This is a genomic window from Halobacillus halophilus (genome assembly GCF_020171985.1).
Taxonomy (GTDB): domain Bacteria; phylum Bacillota; class Bacilli; order Bacillales; family Halobacillaceae; genus Halobacillus; species Halobacillus halophilus_A.
On the sequence record NZ_JAIVAL010000001.1, the window covers coordinates 1 to 18,097 of the forward strand.

The 18,097-nt window shown below is 44.1% G+C and carries 20 protein-coding genes; all 20 read left to right on the top strand.

Annotated features, from left to right (window positions below; translation table 11 throughout):
• A partial coding sequence (locus LCM11_RS00005) for an IS3 family transposase (protein ID WP_224892261.1) occupies positions 1 to 185 on the top strand: 185 nt, incomplete at its 5' end.
• 283 nt (positions 186 to 468) lie between these two features.
• Positions 469 to 744, top strand: coding sequence for a YlmC/YmxH family sporulation protein (locus LCM11_RS00010; protein WP_318246129.1), 276 nt, complete (start codon positions 469 to 471; stop codon positions 742 to 744).
• A 54-nt stretch (positions 745 to 798) separates the two neighbouring features.
• The gene (pgeF, locus tag LCM11_RS00015; protein ID WP_224892263.1) at positions 799 to 1,599 is read left to right on the top strand and encodes a peptidoglycan editing factor PgeF; all 801 of its coding nucleotides are present in this window, start codon (positions 799 to 801) and stop codon (positions 1,597 to 1,599) included.
• 18 nt (positions 1,600 to 1,617) lie between these two features.
• Positions 1,618 to 2,286 carry a YggS family pyridoxal phosphate-dependent enzyme gene (locus LCM11_RS00020; RefSeq protein WP_224892264.1) on the top strand — a complete coding sequence of 223 codons (669 nt, stop codon included), beginning with the start codon at positions 1,618 to 1,620 and terminating at the stop codon, positions 2,284 to 2,286.
• Positions 2,287 to 2,310: 24 nt separating this feature from the next.
• Positions 2,311 to 2,766: a cell division protein SepF gene (locus LCM11_RS00025; protein ID WP_224892265.1), complete on the top strand. Its 456-nt coding sequence runs from the start codon at positions 2,311 to 2,313 to the stop codon at positions 2,764 to 2,766.
• A gap of 3 nt (positions 2,767 to 2,769) precedes the next feature.
• Positions 2,770 to 3,042 (top strand): YggT family protein, encoded by a 273-nt coding sequence (locus LCM11_RS00030; RefSeq protein WP_224892266.1) that lies wholly within the window; start codon positions 2,770 to 2,772, stop codon positions 3,040 to 3,042.
• Between the two features lie 77 nt (positions 3,043 to 3,119).
• The gene (locus LCM11_RS00035) at positions 3,120 to 3,893 is read left to right on the top strand and encodes an RNA-binding protein (RefSeq protein ID WP_224892267.1); all 774 of its coding nucleotides are present in this window, start codon (positions 3,120 to 3,122) and stop codon (positions 3,891 to 3,893) included.
• 78 nt (positions 3,894 to 3,971) lie between these two features.
• On the top strand, positions 3,972 to 4,505 hold the full coding sequence (locus tag LCM11_RS00040) for a DivIVA domain-containing protein (protein WP_224892268.1): 534 nt from the start codon (positions 3,972 to 3,974) through the stop codon (positions 4,503 to 4,505).
• A 201-nt stretch (positions 4,506 to 4,706) separates the two neighbouring features.
• On the top strand, positions 4,707 to 5,180 hold the full coding sequence (gene lspA / locus LCM11_RS00045; protein WP_224892269.1) for a signal peptidase II: 474 nt from the start codon (positions 4,707 to 4,709) through the stop codon (positions 5,178 to 5,180).
• Positions 5,177 to 6,085 (top strand): RluA family pseudouridine synthase, encoded by a 909-nt coding sequence (locus LCM11_RS00050; protein ID WP_224892270.1) that lies wholly within the window; start codon positions 5,177 to 5,179, stop codon positions 6,083 to 6,085. The genes lspA and LCM11_RS00050 overlap by 4 nt, the downstream gene beginning before the upstream one ends.
• 164 nt (positions 6,086 to 6,249) lie before the next feature.
• Complete coding sequence (gene pyrR / locus LCM11_RS00055) at positions 6,250 to 6,792, top strand: bifunctional pyr operon transcriptional regulator/uracil phosphoribosyltransferase PyrR (protein ID WP_224892271.1); 543 nt, start codon at positions 6,250 to 6,252, stop codon at positions 6,790 to 6,792.
• A gap of 168 nt (positions 6,793 to 6,960) precedes the next feature.
• Entirely contained in the window at positions 6,961 to 8,352 is a 1,392-nt protein-coding gene (locus LCM11_RS00060; protein WP_224892272.1) for a uracil-xanthine permease family protein, read from the top strand.
• A gap of 146 nt (positions 8,353 to 8,498) precedes the next feature.
• Positions 8,499 to 9,377: an aspartate carbamoyltransferase catalytic subunit gene (locus tag LCM11_RS00065; RefSeq protein WP_224892273.1), complete on the top strand. Its 879-nt coding sequence runs from the start codon at positions 8,499 to 8,501 to the stop codon at positions 9,375 to 9,377.
• A complete protein-coding gene (locus LCM11_RS00070) occupies positions 9,378 to 10,673 on the top strand; it encodes a dihydroorotase (RefSeq protein ID WP_224892274.1) in 1,296 nt (431 codons plus the stop codon).
• Entirely contained in the window at positions 10,651 to 11,763 is a 1,113-nt protein-coding gene (locus LCM11_RS00075) for a carbamoyl phosphate synthase small subunit (protein WP_224892275.1), read from the top strand. Before LCM11_RS00070 ends, LCM11_RS00075 begins: the two co-directional genes overlap by 23 nt.
• Complete coding sequence (carB, locus tag LCM11_RS00080) at positions 11,742 to 14,945, top strand: carbamoyl-phosphate synthase large subunit (RefSeq protein ID WP_224892276.1); 3,204 nt, start codon at positions 11,742 to 11,744, stop codon at positions 14,943 to 14,945. Before LCM11_RS00075 ends, carB begins: the two co-directional genes overlap by 22 nt.
• A complete protein-coding gene (locus LCM11_RS00085) occupies positions 14,942 to 15,703 on the top strand; it encodes a dihydroorotate dehydrogenase electron transfer subunit (RefSeq protein WP_224892277.1) in 762 nt (253 codons plus the stop codon). Before carB ends, LCM11_RS00085 begins: the two co-directional genes overlap by 4 nt.
• Positions 15,703 to 16,635, top strand: coding sequence for a dihydroorotate dehydrogenase (locus LCM11_RS00090; RefSeq protein WP_224892278.1), 933 nt, complete (start codon positions 15,703 to 15,705; stop codon positions 16,633 to 16,635). The genes LCM11_RS00085 and LCM11_RS00090 overlap by 1 nt, the downstream gene beginning before the upstream one ends.
• Entirely contained in the window at positions 16,601 to 17,311 is a 711-nt protein-coding gene (gene pyrF / locus LCM11_RS00095; RefSeq protein WP_224892279.1) for an orotidine-5'-phosphate decarboxylase, read from the top strand. Before LCM11_RS00090 ends, pyrF begins: the two co-directional genes overlap by 35 nt.
• Positions 17,304 to 17,930 carry an orotate phosphoribosyltransferase gene (pyrE, locus tag LCM11_RS00100; RefSeq protein ID WP_224892280.1) on the top strand — a complete coding sequence of 209 codons (627 nt, stop codon included), beginning with the start codon at positions 17,304 to 17,306 and terminating at the stop codon, positions 17,928 to 17,930. The genes pyrF and pyrE overlap by 8 nt, the downstream gene beginning before the upstream one ends.
• The last annotated feature ends 167 nt before the right edge of the window (positions 17,931 to 18,097 follow it).

Genomic DNA, 18,097 nt, shown 5'->3' on the forward strand with positions numbered 1-18,097 from the left:
ATGCCGTAGCTGAAGCAACATTTAAGGTTATCAAAGTTGAATTTGTCCATAACCAGGTATATGCCCATCAATCGATCTTGGATATTGAATTATTTGATTATGTGCATTGGTTTAATAATATCCGAACTCATAGTACTCTGGGCTACTTAAGTCCAGTAGAATACAAATCTTACCACCTTAATTAAGTTGTCCAATCAAGTGTTGACATTCCAAGGAGGCTTGCCAGTTCCCCCGCAGGAAAGCGAGTTGTTTCCGTAGCCATCCCCCTTTCTTTCTTAGCAACGGTCCCAGAATATCTCGAAACTGAGTCTTCCACAATCCGGCCATTTAGTGTAATAAGCTTCTTATAAAAAATCACCAATAAGCTTTAACTGAGCATTTCTTAAAAATCATTTATCCTTGCTTTGTCTTTTATTTTCACAACTGTAGAGACATTGAAGCATATAGTTAAGGAAAGGGGGATGAATGATGAAAATTTCAGAATTGCAGCTCAAAGACGTGATTGCTATGGAAACAGGAGAACGATTAGGATATATTAGCGATTTAGATATAGACACCCAGCGCGGACGATTAAGTGGACTTGTGTTGACGATGAAAGGGAAAGCGATGGGTCTTTTTGGCAAAGAGGAAGAGATGGTCATACCATGGGACCAGATTGTCAACATCGGGGCTGACGTGATTCTTATTAAAAAGTCGGGATCGGCTGGATTTACTGTGTCCCAAAAGTCAGATTCGAAAGAATAATACAAGAAATAAGATGAATAATGTGTTAAAATGAAGGGAAATTGAGGTGGTAACATGTATGAACCTTTTCAAGCAGAAACGCTGCGACAACATTCTTGTTTTACGAATCGTGATAATATAATTGCAGGTCTTACCACTAGACAAGGTGGTCATAGTGAACGTCCATTTAATACCCTGAACATGGGGCTCCATGTTCAGGATGAATCTGATACCGTATTGCAAAATAGACAAGAAATAGCGCAGGAAACCGGTTTTCCTTTAGAAAACTGGATAATAGGAGAACAAATTCATGATATCCGTGTAAAAGTGGCAGGAAATGGGGAAAAAGGTAAAGGAGTATTTTCTCATGAATCAGCAGTCGCGGGAGTTGACGGATTAATTACTAATCAGCCAGATCTGTTACTCGGAGGCTTCTATGCGGACTGTGTACCCTTATTCTTTTATGCCCCGGTTTCCGGTTGGATTGGGATCGCCCATGCGGGCTGGAAGGGAACGGTCCGAAATATGGTTTCACAGATGATTGGCCATTTGACTGAGCAAGGCTGTTCTCTTGAGGAAATTGAACTCGTCATTGGTCCGTGCATAGGTGGCAAGAACTATGAAGTTGATCAGCGTGTATATGATCAGATACCGGCAGAATTCCAAGAAGAATCAGCTGTATCTGTTTCTCCTGGAAAGTACAGGCTGGACCTAAAGAAATTGAATGAGTCTATGGCACTTCAATCAGGGCTGCATAAAGAGAACGTCAGAGTCTCGAGGCTTTGTACATACGAGGAAGAGAATTTGTTTTACTCCCATCGCCGTGACCAGGGACAAACAGGGCGTATGCTTGGGTTTATTGGTTTGAAGGGCTGATGGTGGAAGGAGAGAAAGATGTCGGTAGTTGAAAATCTTGAAAAAATAAAACAAAATATTGCGGAATCCTGCTATAATTGTGGACGCTCTCTTGATGATATTACGATTATTGGAGTAACCAAGTACGTATCCGTTGAGCGTGCACAAGAGGCTATTGATGCGGGAATCGTTAATCTTGGCGAGAACCGTAAAGAAGAACTGCTGGAAAAATACGAAACCATTGGTTCCCGCGCAAATTGGCATTTTATAGGATCTCTGCAGTCTAGAAAAGTGAAAGAGGTTATTGATAAGATCACCATGATCCATTCTCTGGACAGGAAGTCTTTAGCAAAAGAAATTAATAAACGAGCCTCAGCACCAGTCTCCTGCTTCATACAAGTTAATGTAAGTCAGGAAGAGTCCAAGCATGGACTTGCGCCTGAAGAGGTGGAAGACTTTGTCCATTTAATGGAATCCTATGAAAACGTCAAAGTCGCAGGGTTAATGACCATGGCACCTCATGATGCTGACGATGAGCGTCTGCGTGGGATTTTCAGGCAGCTTCGTGCTTTGCGTGATAAAATTCGAGATAAACATTTGCCTTATGCTCCTTGCGAATATCTATCTATGGGAATGAGCAATGATTACCGTTTAGCCATTGAAGAAGGTGCGACTCATATCCGGATTGGTTCCAGCCTTGTAGGTTAACTAATAAAACTTGAGGTGATCAGCGTGAGTATGAAAAACAAATTAAGGTCATTTTTTACTTTGGATGACGAATATGAATATGAATATGTAGATGAGGAGATTGATGAACCTATGGAAGAAGAATACGAACAGAAACAGCGGAGCCGTAGAAAAGAAGATACGCAGAATATCGTTAGTTTGAAAAGTGCGAAGTCCTCTTCCAAAATGGTATTGAATGAACCCAGCAGTTATAATGAAGCTCAGGAAATAGCCGATGAACTTGTTAATCGTCGAGCCGTGGTTATTAACCTTCAAAGGGTGGACCATCATCAGGCGAAGCGAATTGTAGATTTTTTGAGCGGTACAGTATATGCTATAGGGGGAGACATTCAGAAGTTAGGTTCTCAGACTTTTCTATGTACTCCGGACAACGTGGAAATATCGGGCTCTATTTCTGATATGATTGCACAAGAAGATGATGAACTTTATAAAAGGTGGTAAGTCATGGCGTTTTTGTTTAATATTTTAACGAGTGTATTAGAAATATACAGCTGGATTGTCATAATCTATATTCTGTTATCCTGGTTTCCAGGAGCCAGGGAATCGAGCTTCGGGGAAACGTTAGGACGTTTAGTCGAGCCTTTTCTAGAGCCGTTCCGCAAAATTATTCCTCCTCTTGGAATGATTGATATCTCACCAATTGTAGCGATCCTGGTACTCAGGTTTGCCTCAGCTGGTTTACGTGAGCTGTATTATGTACTTGCAGGAATAGTTTAAAAACGGGAACAGGTCTTGGGAATTACGCTTTACAGCGCCCATATATCTGTTCCCTTTATTTTTGGTTGGAGGTTGCTATGGATATTTATCAGCATTTCAGGGAAGAAGAACGACCTTTCATTGACCAGGTTTTAGCTTGGAGGGAGGATGTAGAGCTCAAATATCAGAGAAAGTTGAGCGACTTTTTAAATCCAAGGGAGCAGGACATTGTGAAAGCAGTTATGGGAAATCACCCGGACTTCAACTTTGGTCTGAGCGGTGGAAAGAATCAAGCTGAGCGCAAAAGGGCCATTATTGCTCCTGAGTACGAAATTATTGAAGAGGATGATTACCAGCTCATTATGCTGGAAGCATCTTATCCGGCAAAATTTGTGACTCTTGAACATCCAGATGTCCTTGGAGCCTTCATGTCTTTAGGGATCAGACGGGAAAAACTGGGCGATTTAGTTGTAAAGAATGGCACCATCCAGATTATCACAGACCAGGACATCAGTGATTATATTCGGATGAATTTTACAGGTGTCAAACGAGCAACCGTCAACTTTGAAGAAAAGCCTTTATCTCAAATGATTGAGAGCGAAGAGACATGGGTTACGAAAGATACAACGGTTTCTTCATTAAGACTTGATGTTCTTGTGAAAGAAATTTATGGCATGTCCAGGAAGAAAGCAGGTATGCACATCGACAGCGGGCACGTAAAAGTTAATTTTCGTGTGGTAGAGAACGGAGCTTTTCAGCTGCAAGAGGGAGATCTCATTTCCTTGAGAGGCCAGGGGCGAAGTAAGCTTGAGGAAATTCAAGGCCTCACTAAAAAAGAAAAATATAAAGTATCCACTTCTAAATTGAATTAAAAGCTTATTCAAGAAGGAATCTTTCAACAAATAGTCGAAACTAATCTACGAATGGAATACATCTAGGAGGTGTCTGGTGTGCCATTAACACCAATAGATATTCATAATAAGGAATTCACAAGAGGGTTTAGAGGATATGACGAAGATGAAGTGAATGAGTTTTTAGATCAAATTATCAAAAACTATGAAATGGTGATTCGGCAGAAGAAAGAACTTGAACAGGAAGTCAGTGAGTTGAATGAACGTCTCAGCCACTACAGCAACATTGAAGAGACCCTTAATAAATCAATTGAAGTTGCTAAACAAACGGCAGAAGAAGTAAAAACCAATGCGAATAAAGAGTCCAGTTTAATTATTAAAGAAGCTGAAAATGATGCATCTCGAATTGTAAATGAAGCCGTAGAGAAATCTCGTCGAATTTCTTCAGAAGTGGAAACGATGAAAAAGCAGGCCAAATTTTTCAAAATTCGCGTACGCAAGCTTGTAGAAGCCCAAATGGAAATGATTGACCACGAGGGCTGGGAAGATATGTTTGAGACGGAGCTTGATGGAAGTGAAACCCTGGAAGAAGCCATTGATAAAGAACTTACACCGAATCAAAAGCGTTCTTAATTTCTACATAGTGTGAATGAACAGCAGGTGTGCAGATGCCGTCTCTTGGGGAGGCGGCATTTTCAACTTCATGGTGTGAGAGAACTAGCGCGATAACCGAACCAATGAACTGAGAGCTGGCAATCTACTTTTTGATTGGTAAATGCTGCCCGCTTATTTTATGGTACAATAGCGAAGGAATATACTTGATGGAGGCCGCCTATGTACGTGTATTATTTAATAGCCATTGCTATTATCATTCTTGACCAATGGACCAAATGGCTTGTTGTATCGAACATGGAGATTGGGGAGAGCATTCCGCTTATAGAGAATTTTTTCTACCTGACTTCCCATCGTAACCAGGGAGCTGCCTGGGGAATACTGCAGGGACAAATGTGGTTCTTTTATATTATTACCCTCATCGTGATTGGGGTCGTCATTTATTACATGCAGCAGTTCGCAAAGGAAAGCAGATTAGCGGGAGGGGCCTTATCTTTAATTCTTGGAGGCGCAATCGGTAACTTTATTGATCGTGTGTTCCGTAAAGAAGTGGTAGACTTTGCTGACACGTTAATTTTTACGTACGACTTCCCTATTTTCAATGTTGCGGATTCTGCTTTAGTCATTGGAGTTATATTAGTCATGCTCGCTACATTGCTGGATGAGCGAAAGAAGAAAGGAAGTTTGGAACAGTGAGTGAACAATACGAAGTAAGGCAGGATGACGAGTTTAAAAGGATTGATAAGCTTTTGACAGAAGTCATAACCGATGCCTCGCGTTCTCAAATACAAGGCTGGCTGAAAGATAAGCTGGTTGAAGTAGATGGAGAAGCGGTTAAAAGTAATTATAAAGTACAGCAGGGGGAAACTATTACGTGGAGTATTCCTGAACCAGAACCTTTGGAAGCTGCCCCTGAAAACATCGATATTGATATTGTATATGAAGATGATGACGTAGTGGTCGTGAATAAAGCCGCAGGAATGGTCGTTCATCCTTCTGCCGGACATTCAGGCGGAACGCTCGTAAATGCTTTATTGTATCATTGTAAGGGACTTTCCGGAATTAATGGAGTTGAACGCCCCGGAATTGTCCATCGTATTGATAAAGACACGAGCGGCCTATTAGTTGTAGCTAAGAACGATAAGGCACACCAATCTTTAGCTGAGCAGTTATCGAATAAATCAGTCGAGCGAAAATATGAAGCGATCGTTCACGGTCTGATCTCTCATGAATATGGAACGATTGATGCTCCGATTGGACGGGACCCTAAAGATCGTCAGAGAATGGCGGTTGTAGAAAATGGACGCGAAGCGGTTACTCACTTCAGAGTGCTTGATCATTATGTAGACTTTTCCCTGGTTGAATGTACGCTGGAAACGGGGCGTACCCACCAGATCCGTGTTCATATGAAGTATATAAGTCATCCGCTTGTCGGTGATCCTAAGTATGGTCCGCGGAAAACATGGGGGCTTAAGGGTCAGGCCCTGCATGCCAAATCTCTTGGATTCGAACATCCCCGTACAGGAGAATGGTTGAAATTTGAGGCCGAGCCTCCAGAAGACTTTACGGATATGATTACATTTCTGAAGAACCGCCGTTGACAAACCGGACAAGCCATGACATAATCATGGTTAGAATAAAAAAGTCCTTTAAGAGCAGTCCCGTGAGGCTGAAAAGGTGACGGATATTACACGACATTCGTGTGTACACTAACCCCTTTTCTGCCTTTTCGCGGAAAAGGGGTTTTTTGCATGGGGGAATGAATATGAAATCGAAAACAACCGTTCTGGATGATGCAGCCATTCGCCGCGCACTAACACGGATATCTCATGAAATTATTGAAAAGAACAAAGGAGTAGAGGATCTAGTTCTTGTTGGAATCAAAACGAGAGGGGTCCCTATTGCTCAACGTTTGAAAAATAAAATTCAGGAAATCGAAGGCAAAGACCTGCCTGGCGGTGAGCTGGACATTACCCTCTACCGTGACGATTTGACTCCGAAGAAGGACCAGGTGGAGCCGGAATTGAAAGCGGCGCATATTAAAGCTAATATCGATGGTAAAAAAGTAATTCTCGTAGATGACGTCCTTTATACAGGTCGAACAGTGCGTGCCGCAATGGACGCTCTCATTGATCTCGGGCGGCCATCTCAAGTACAGCTGGCTGTACTTGTGGACAGGGGACACCGGGAACTTCCGATTCGTGCAGATTTTGTAGGAAAGAATGTACCTACTTCTCAGGATGAAGTAGTAACCGTCACTCTTTCTGAGACCGACGAAGCGGATCAAGTGACCATATTTGAAAAATAAATCATACCAATAGCTACCTTTAAGAAAGTCCCGTGAGGCTTAAAAGGTCGTAATGATACACGTGTTCCATTCACACGTTTACCTCTTTGCGTACTTTTAAGCAAGGAGGTTTTTTTATGACCAGAATTTCTCACTATCTGTATGTAAATATAAAGGAGGAAATCAACGATGAGCCAACAAAAAGCCGCTCTTAATATTAACGAAGTTCCAAAAATGCATCAATGGTTAACCTTAAGCCTGCAGCACTTATTTGCGATGTTCGGCGCGACTATACTTGTTCCGTTCTTAACCGGATTGCCGCCGTCTGTTGCCTTAGTATCCAGTGGGTTTGGCACACTAGCTTATTTATTAATTACACGAGGAAAAATACCGGCTTATCTCGGATCGAGTTTCGCTTTTATCGCTCCTATTATTCAAGTATCCGAGAACCACGGTATAGCCGGAGCCATGATCGGAAGCTTTCTGACGGGGATTGTGTACGGGTTCGTCGCCCTCTTCATCTCCTTGTTTGGAACCAAATGGCTGACGAAACTGCTTCCGCCGATCGTTGTTGGCCCCGTTATTATGGTGATTGGACTGGGACTAGCTTCTACCGCCATCGATATGGCTATGTACTTGCCAGGCCAGGAAGGAAATGTGTACAGCGGCACTCATTTCATGGTAGCGCTGGTCACCTTAGCCATAACCATTATCGCCTCTATATTCTTCCGAGGATTTTTCTCACTGCTACCGATTTTGTTCGGAATCGTAGGCGGTTATTTATTTGCACTCTCTCAAGGGATCGTAGACACGAGTGGGCTGAGAAGTGAGTGGACAGCTCTTACATCAGCAGATTCATTTGGAGGAGTTATAGGAGCCGTTTTTCAAATGCCGGAATTTGTTATACCTTTTGTTGACTTCTCACCGGCTTCGGTGTTCAGCTGGGAGATTGTCTTTCTGATGGTTCCCTTTGCGCTTGTAACGATAGCCGAGCATACTGGTGACCAAATGGTCCTGTCAAAAGTCGTAGGCAGGAACTTTCTGAGAAATCCCGGATTAAATCGCTCAATTTTAGGTGACGGAGTAGCAACTGTGATTGCCTCCTGCCTGGGCGGACCGCCAAACACGACTTACGGTGAAAACATTGGCGTGCTAGCCATTACTCGAGTTTACAGTGTATTCGTTATTGGGGGGGCTGCAGTAATTGCCATTTTATTCGGCTTCCTGGGGATGATTACAGCACTGATCAGTTCTATTCCATCTGCTGTGATGGGCGGCGTTTCCATCCTGCTGTTCGGAATCATTGCCTCAAGCGGCCTGCGGATGCTCATTGATAATCAGATTGATTTGGGTGAAAAACGAAATCTTGTCATCTCTTCGGTTATACTTGTTATCGGAATCGGAGGAGCCTTTATTCAGTTCACAGATAGCTTTCAAATCGAAGGCATGGCTCTGTCAGCCATTATTGGTGTGCTTCTTAACCAAATCCTTCCTGGTAAAGAAAAAGGAGAAGGAAATGGCAGTATGTTTGAAGAACCGATCGAAGAAGAAATGGAAGAGGAAAATAAAAGAGCCGTATAGTTTGACCAACGCACACGTTTTAACCGAGTCCCGTGAGGCTTAGAAAGGTGTAACGGGTTGGGCTCGTTTGTCATGCGAGTTCAGCACCCCCATACACCTGGGGGTGCTTTTTTTATAAAATTCTTATGAGATGGGAGAGAAGAAACATGAAGCATCTACTTTCCATGAAACAGTTAACAAACGATAAAATTCATCATCTATTCAAAATCGCAAAGGATTTGGAAAATGGAGATCTCTCCTGGCAGGCTCAAGGAAAATTTGCGGCTAACCTGTTTTTAGAACCAAGTACAAGAACGAAGAGCAGTTTTCACATAGCAGAGCGGAAACTTGGACTGGATGTTCTGCATCTCGATGGAATGGATTCTAGCCTTACAAAGGGAGAAAGTTTATATGACACCTTGAAAACGCTGGAAGCGATCGGTGCGGATGTTGCCGTCGTCCGGCAGTCTGAAGTCGGAATTCTGGACAGCTGCGCAGAGAACTTAAATCTATCTCTTATTAATGCAGGCGATGGATGCGGCGAACATCCGACTCAATCTCTGCTTGATTTATATACCATACAAGAACAATTTGAAGAGTTTGAAGATCTCCACGTAGCCATTGCAGGTGACCTTAAGCACAGCCGGGTGGCACGCTCCAACGCTCATGCGCTTCAACAGCTTGGGGCCAAGGTATCATTTGTCACTAAACCAGAGTGGAAAGATCCATCTTTCTCCCATCGGTACATAACGATGGATGAAGCAGTTGAACAATGCGATGTACTCATGCTGCTCCGAATTCAACATGAACGACACGAAGAAAAGACATCTGCCTCATCCTACTTGAAAGAGTACGGTTTAACGAAAGAAAGAGAATCAAGAATGAAGGATGATGCGATTATTCTTCATCCTGCCCCGGTAAACCGGGGAGTAGAAATAGATGCCGACCTTGTCGAATCAGAAAAATCACGGATTTTCAGGCAGATGACCAATGGTGTGACGATCCGAATGGCTATTATTCAAGCCTTATTGAAAGGGGAGCTGTAAATGAAGACGAAAATTGTAAATGGAAAAAGGCACATTAACGGAGGATGGGAAGCATGTGAGGTACTCATTAAAGAGGGCCTCATCCAAAGAGTAAGTTCCTCAATCGAAGAGGAAGCAGATAAAGTAATTGACGCTCAAGGCCAGCTGGTATCTGCTGGGCTCGTTGATGTTCACGTCCACCTGAGAGAACCGGGCGGGGAAGCAAAAGAAACGATTGAAACTGGAACAAAAGCGGCGGCAAAAGGCGGTTTCACTACTGTATGCGCAATGCCAAATACAAGACCGGTACCTGATACAGAGGAAAACTTAAATGCCTTATGGGACAAGATTAACCAACATGCTTCTGTACGTGTTCTTCCTTACGCATCTATTACAACCAGACAGCTCGGTGAAGAGCTCGTGAATATGAAAGCTTTAAGTGAGAATGGAGCTTTTGCTTTTACCGATGATGGAGTCGGGGTTCAGACAGCCGGAAAAATGTATGAGGCCATGCTTGAAGCGAGCCGTGTGAACAAGGCTGTGGTGGCCCACTGTGAAGATAATTCGGTCGTTTACGGAGGAGTTGCTCATAAGGGAGAGGTTAGTGAACGTTTGAACCTTCCGGGAATCCCAAACATTGCCGAATCCATTCAAATAGCGAGAGACGTTCTTCTGGCTGAAGCCGCTGACTGTCACTATCACGTGTGTCATGTTTCTACTAAAGAGTCCGTCCGGGTCATTCGCGATGCCAAACGGGCCGGTATCCGGGTAACGGCAGAGGTCACGCCTCACCATTTAATTTTAAATGAACATTCGATTCTTGAAGATGACGCCATGTTTAAAATGAATCCTCCACTCAGATCTGTTGAGGATCAGCAATCTCTTCTTGAGGGCTTACGGGACGGAACGATCGACTTTATCGCTACCGATCACGCCCCTCATACGGAAGAGGACAAAACGCAAGGTTTCTTGAATTCTCCTTTTGGCATCACTGGATTCGAAACAGCGTTCCCTCTTCTTTATACAGAATTAGTCGAAAAAGAAGTAATTACATTGGAAGAGCTTCTTTACTGGATGACACAAGCTCCGGCTGACGTGTTCGGCTTGCCTTACGGGCGCCTGGAAGAAGGGGCCCCTGCAGATATTACGCTTATTGACCTGAAATCGAGCAAAGTCATAGACCGTCATCGATTTATCTCTAAGGGCAAAAACAGTCCGTTTCATAACTGGACAGCTAAAGGTTTTCCAGTATTAACATTATCAAATGGAGAAATCGTTTGGGAGGAGGCACAAAATGAAAAAGCAGCTCGTACTTGAAGATGGCACCATTTTTGTCGGAGAAGGGTTTGGAAGTGAAAGGGAAACAATAGGGGAAATCGTATTTAACACAGGAATGACCGGTTATCAGGAGGTAATCTCAGATCCTTCTTACTGTGGCCAGCTCGTCACTTTTACCTATCCTTTAATCGGAAACTACGGAGTTAATCGAGATGATTTTGAGACAGTGAATCCATCCTTACTCGGCGTGGTGGTGAAAGAGCACTGTGAACAGCCATCGAACTTCCGCAGCGAAGAAACACTGCATGAATTTTTGAAGGCTAAAGAAATTCCTGGAGTCAGCGGCGTTGATACAAGAAAGCTTACTAAGATTATTAGAAAACATGGAACGATGAAGGCCATGCTTACAGCAAGCGAACGTCCTGTAAATGAAGTGCTGCAAATCTTAAGTGAAACAAAGCTTGCTACAGATCAGGTTAAACAAGTGTCTACGGTCAAGCCATATGTCGTGCCTGGACGCGGCCATCGTATTGTACTGATTGATTACGGTATGAAACACGGGATCTTAAGAGAGTTCACGAAGCGAAACTGTCATGTGACGGTGGTTCCTTATAACACCTCCGCAGAAGAAATCGAGCGTCTTAAGCCTGATGGTGTGATGTTGTCAAACGGACCAGGAGATCCAAAGAACGTACCGGAAGCAATTGAAACCGTAAAAAAATTGATTGGATCCGTTCCAATTTTCGGGATCTGTCTGGGTCATCAGCTCATCGCTCTTGCTTCAGGAGGCGATACGACGAAAATGAAATTTGGTCACCGCGGTTCAAACCAGCCGGTAAAAGATTTTGAATCTGGCAGGACATATATTACCTCCCAAAATCATGGATACACAGTTGATAAAGATTCGCTCATTGATACGGAGCTCGTTTTGACGCAGGTTTCACTGAACGATCAGACCGTAGAAGGACTCCAGCACAAGCAATTTCCGGTATTTACTGCTCAGTACCATCCGGAAAGCTCGCCAGGACCGGAAGATACATCTCATTTATTTGATGAGTTTCTGCGCCAAGTAAAAGAAAACCTAGCTAAAGAAAAGGGGGACTCAGCATGCCTAAACGTACAGATATAAGAAGAATCATGGTGATCGGGTCCGGTCCTATCGTTATCGGCCAGGCGGCTGAATTTGATTACTCAGGGACACAGGCCTGCCAATCTCTAAAAGAAGAAGGTTACGAAGTCATTCTCGCCAATTCCAATCCGGCAACAATTATGACCGATCACACCTTTGCCGATCAAGTATATATGGAACCACTGACAGTCGAATTTCTGCAAAAAATTATTCGTAAAGAAAAACCTGATGCTATCCTGCCTACCCTGGGCGGCCAAACAGGTTTGAATATGGCCGTTGGCTTAAGTGAATCCGGTATTCTTGAGCAATATGGAGTCGAATTGTTAGGTACACCGCTTGAAGCCATTGAAAAAGCGGAGGATCGTGAGAAGTTCCGTTCTCTTATGCACCAGATGAACGAGCCTGTACCAGAAAGTGAAATCGTAAGTTCTGTTGATCAAGCGCTCAGCTTTGCCGAGGATATTGGATATCCTGTTATCGTCCGCCCGGCTTATACAATGGGCGGCGCTGGGGGAGGCATGTGCGATAACGAAGCCCAGCTTAGGGAAACCGCAAGAAACGGTCTCGCCTTGTCACCGGTTAAACAGTGTTTAATTGAAAAGAACATTGCTGGCTTTAAAGAAGTAGAGTATGAAGTAATGCGCGATAAAAGCGATCACGCAATTGTCGTATGCAACATGGAGAACTTTGACCCGGTAGGTATTCATACGGGAGACTCTATTGTAGTAGCACCGTCCCAGACACTAAGTGATCGAGAATACCAAATGCTTAGAAATGCGTCCCTGGATATCATACGCGCGCTTGAAATCGAAGGAGGATGTAATGTTCAGCTTGCTTTAGATCCTCATAGCTTTCAATATTATGTCATTGAAGTAAATCCGAGAGTCAGTCGTTCTTCTGCGCTTGCTTCAAAAGCTACTGGGTATCCAATTGCCAAGCTTGCAGCCAAGATTGCGGTAGGGATGACACTTGATGAAATACAGAACCCGATTACCGGAACTACTTACGCCTGTTTTGAACCAGCACTCGACTATGTGGTCACGAAAATTCCACGCTGGCCTTTTGACAAATTTGCTAAAGGAAACCGAAAGCTTGGGACTCAAATGAAAGCGACTGGTGAAGTCATGTCCATTGGACGGACGCTGGAAGAATCCCTGTTAAAAGGTGTCCGCTCTCTGGAGGGCGAAACAGAAGAACTTTACATGAGTTCGATTGCTGATCTTTCAAAAGAGCAAATGTTTACTCGTATGAAGTCCGCAGATGATGAAAGGATCTTCATCTTAGCAGAAGCTTTAAGAAGAAAACATACCATAGAGGAACTGCACGACCAAACAGGAATCGATTACTTCTTTTTAAACAAGCTTCAGAACATTATCCATTTAGAAGAAGAACTCAAGCAGTATGGTTTGCAGGAGGATTTACTCCTTACAGTGAAACGGGCAGGATTCGCGGATCGTCAAATAGCTCGTCTTGCGGAATGTTCAATTGATGATGTGATGAACTACCGTAAAGAACGGAGCATTCTGCCCGTTTACAAAATGGTGGATACATGCGCCGGGGAATTCGCATCAGAAACGCCTTATTTTTACAGCAGCTATGAAGACGAGAATGAATCCCTGCCTTCCAATAACAAAAAAGTACTCGTAATTGGTTCTGGACCGATTCGGATCGGCCAGGGGGTAGAGTTCGACTATGCTACGGTTCACTCTGTTCTAGCTCTTAAAGAAATGGGTTATGAAGCGATTATTATGAATAATAATCCAGAAACGGTTTCTACCGACTTCAGCGTATCGGACAAGCTGTATTTCGAACCGCTTACGCTTGAGGATGTTATGAACGTCATCGACCTGGAAGAGCCGGAAGGCGTGATCATCCAGTTTGGCGGACAGACGGCCATTAATCTTGTCGAAGGGTTAAGCCGCCAGGGAGTCCAAATATTAGGAACCACGATGGATGCCATCAATCAGACAGAAGATCGTGACTTATTCGAACAGCTTCTGAACAAGCTTGAGATCGCTAAGCCTGGCGGGGAGAGCGTAACTAGTGAAGAGGAAGCCCTTCAGGCAGCCGCTCACATTGGTTATCCACTCGTTGTAAGGCCTTCCTATGTACTCGGCGGCCGCGCAATGGCGATTGTCTATTCCGAAGAAGAGTTGAAGACCTACTTGGAAACGAACGTAACGGTCCACAATGGCCACCCGATCTTAATAGATAAATATATGACCGGGATGGAGATTGAAGTGGATGCCATCACAGACGGTAACGATGTCTTTATTCCAGGAATTATGGAACATATTGAACGTGCTGGTGTTCACTCCGGTGACTCCATGGGTGTGTATCCAACGCAGCGTCTGGCGCAGGCTCTTGAAGATCAGTGCATTGAGGCAACAACGAAAATCGCCAGAGAGTTAAACATGAAGGGGCTAATCAACATTCAGTTTGTGGTGTTTGAGGATACAGCTTACGTGCTTGAAGTGAACCCTAGAGCCAGTCGTACCGTACCGTTCCTCAGTAAGATTACCGGCGTACCAATGGCAAAACTGGCCACTCAAGTTATTCTAGGTGAAAAGCTGCCTGAGCTAGGCTTTCCTTCAGGGGTAGCTCCTAAGCCGGACGGTGTGTACGTGAAAGTGCCGGTCTTCTCCTTTGAGAAATTAAGAAGCGTTGATACGACGCTTGGACCTGAGATGAAATCCACAGGTGAAGTAATTGGATATGATCAGACGCTCGAAAAAGCCTTATTTAAAGGAATGATTTCCGCAGGACTTAAAATACCAACCCAGGGGTCCGTCTTATTAACCGTAGCTGATAAAGATAAATCAGAAATGCTGGAAATCGCCCAGACTTTTTATGAGTTAGGCTTTCAGCTGTTTGCTACCGAAGGAACGGCAGCCGTTATTGAAGAAGCTTCCATTCCTGTAGAAGCGGTCGGAAAAGTAGGATCGGATCAGAGAGATGTAATTGATCTAATCCAAAATGGAGATGTCCAGTTCGTCGTTAACACATTGAATACAGGATCAAGAGCTAGATCTGACGGATTCCGTATTCGCAGGGAAGCAGTCGAACACGGAATTGCCTGCCTGACAAGTCTCGATACTGCAAAAGCGATCGTAGATGTGATTAATGTTATGACCTTTACAGCCCGCGCCATTCCGCCAATGGAAGCGGTGAGAAGTTCATGAGAAGAGAATGGATGGAAATCGTTGAGCACAATGCTGTAGCGAAAGATACCTATCGAATGGTCTTGAAAGGTCAGATTGCGGAAGAAGTCAAAGATCCAGGTCAATTTGTGCACATTCAGGTTAGTGAGCGTTTTTTTCTTAGACGCCCTGTTTCCATTGCAGATGTACATCCAGACAAAAGCGAGATTACCTTGCTTTATAAAGTGTTGGGAGATGGGACGGAGGCTCTTACCGAGAAACAGACAGGAGATAAACTTGATGTTCTCGGACCAGGCGGGCAGGGCTTTCCGGTTGAAGAAGATGTGCGTGAAGCCTTAATAGTAGGTGGGGGGATTGGGGTCCCTCCCCTTTATTACCTGGCGAAGCAGCTCGTCGAACAAGGTATAAAGGTCACGACAGTGCTTGGATTCAGAAGTAAGGAAGAATCCTTTTTGGTGGAGGAATTCAAGGATCTAGGAGCGGTATATGTGACGACGGATGATGGCAGTCTTGGTGAACAGGGACTTGTAACTGATCGAACGGGGGAGCTGAAAGGAAGCTTCGATACGTATTTTGCATGCGGTCCAACGGTCATGTTGAAGGCAATAGCCAATCAGCTTGATGACGTGCGCGGTTATCTTTCAATGGAAGAAAGAATGGGCTGTGGTATTGGCGCCTGTTTTGCCTGCGTCGTTCATACACCGGAAGATGATGAAAAAGGGTATCGACGCGTCTGCTGTGATGGACCAGTCTTTAAAGCGAAGGAGGTTGTGCTGTAATGGACATTTCAATCTCCCTGCCTGGACTGGATTTGAAGAATCCTATTATGCCAGCCTCCGGTTGTTTTGGATTTGGAAAAGAGTTTGCTCAGTTTTATGATCTTTCCGATTTAGGGGCGATTATTTTAAAAGCTGCTACTGGTGAGAAGCGATACGGAAACGAGGCGCCGAGAGTAGCTGAAACATCCAGTGGAATGTTGAACGCGATCGGTCTTCAGAATCCAGGCGTAGAGAAAATTGTGAACGAAGAAATTCCTTTTCTAAAAGCTTACGATACTCCTTTAATTGCCAATGTTTCCGGTAGCACGATGGAAGAGTATGAACATGTAGCCGCAACTATTTGTAAGGAAGTTGATGCACTGGAGCTGAATATCTCCTGTCCGAACGTAAAAGAAGGCGGCGTGCAGTTTGGTACGGATCCAAGACTTGCCGAAGAAGTAACATCCAGGGTCAAATCGGTTAGTACGGTCCCGGTTTACGTTAAACTTTCACCGAATGTGACGGATATCGTTGCTCTCGCGAAAGCAGCAGCGTCTGGTGGAGCGGATGGATTATCAATGATTAATACACTAACAGGTATGAAAATTGATCCAGCAACGAGAAAACCGATTATTTCCAACCAGACAGGAGGGCTGTCCGGACCAGCCGTAAAACCGGTGGCCATCCGGATGATCCACCAGGTCTATCAAGCCGTGAACCTGCCGATTATCGGCATGGGCGGAATTGAAACGACAGATGATATTATCGAATATATGCTTGCAGGTGCGAGCGCTGTTGCAGTAGGAAGCGCGAATTTCAAGAATCCTCTTATATGTAAAGAACTGATCGAACAATTACCTGAAGCACTTGAAAGATATGGTTTTTCATCTATAGAGGAAGTGATTGGAGGGGCTCACCATGAAACAGCTGCATCCGGTTTATTTCGCGCTTGATTTTGAAACGGGAGAAGAGGCTCTTCATTTTTTAGAATCGTATCAACTTGAAGGCATACCGGTAAAAGTGGGTATGGAGCTTTTCTACAGAGAAGGCCCGCAAATTATCCAGAAGTTAAAAGCAAATCATCACCCTGTATTTCTGGATTTGAAACTTCACGATATTCCGAAAACTGTGCAGCGAGCAATGGCAAACCTGGCCCGCCTCGGAGTCGATGTAGTGAACGTCCATGCCCAGGGAGGCTCTGACATGATTCGGGCTGCGCGTGAAGGACTTGAACAGGTAGACGAATCAAAACGCCCATTATTGCTCGCGGTTACCATTCTCACATCTTCTGATGCTGCCATGATCCAGAATGAGCTGCTTCTCAGCCGGTCATTAGAAAGTATGGTGGGTCATTACGCAGAGATGGCTGAACAAAATGGAGCTGATGGCGTAGTATGTTCTGTTAAAGAATCACGTCTAATAAAAGAAGCTGCAGGACAAGAATTTTACACTCTGACTCCTGGCATCCGTCTGCCTTCAGGGGAGACGCATGATCAAAAGCGTGTAGCAACACCTGAAGAAGCTAAGAAGGAACAAAGCAATTCAATTGTGGTAGGCCGTGCAATCAGAGACGCCAAAAACCCTCGGCACGCCTATGAAACCGTGAAGGAGGCATTTACCAATGGATGATCAGCTGATACAGGACTTATTAAAAATTGAAGCCGTTAAAATTGAAGTCGATGACATGTTTACTTGGACGTCAGGGCTTCGCTCACCTATCTATTGCGACAATCGGCTGACCATGTCATATCCAGAAATTCGGCGCCGTGTGGCTGATGGATTTGTGAAATTAATTAAAGACCTTGAGCCTGATGTCGATGTAATTGCTGGATGTGCAACAGCTGGTATTCCCCATGCAGCCTGGGTAGCTGAGAGAATGGATCTGCCGATGGTTTATGTACGTTCATCCCCGAAGAAGCATGGGAAAGGCAATCAAATCGAAGGGCATATTGGAAAGGGGCAGCGCGCTGTTGTAATTGAAGATCTGATTTCTACAGGCAAGTCCTCCATTGAGTCTGCTCAGGCTTTACGAACGGCCGGAGTAGAAGTAGAGACGATTCTTTCTATATTTACGTACAATTTAGAAAGAGCTAATGAGGCCTTTCAGGAAAGTCAGCTTTCTTATCAATCGCTGGCGAGCTTTGATCAGTTGTTACTTCAATTAATTCAGCAAGGTCAATTGAAAGAGAAAGAGGTCCAATTACTGAATGAGTGGAAAAAAGATCCCGCTGTCTTTACGCAAAATTAACATAGCGTCAGTTGCTATTTGGAGCGTCTCCTAGTAGGATGGAATCATCAGAAAGTAATGGTGATGATATTGAAATCTAGAAAGCATTCTTTTTTCATATTAATGAACGCGTCCCTGGGGTTACTCACGTGCTTTGTTTATCTATATACGTGGGTGGCTTTTTCTTT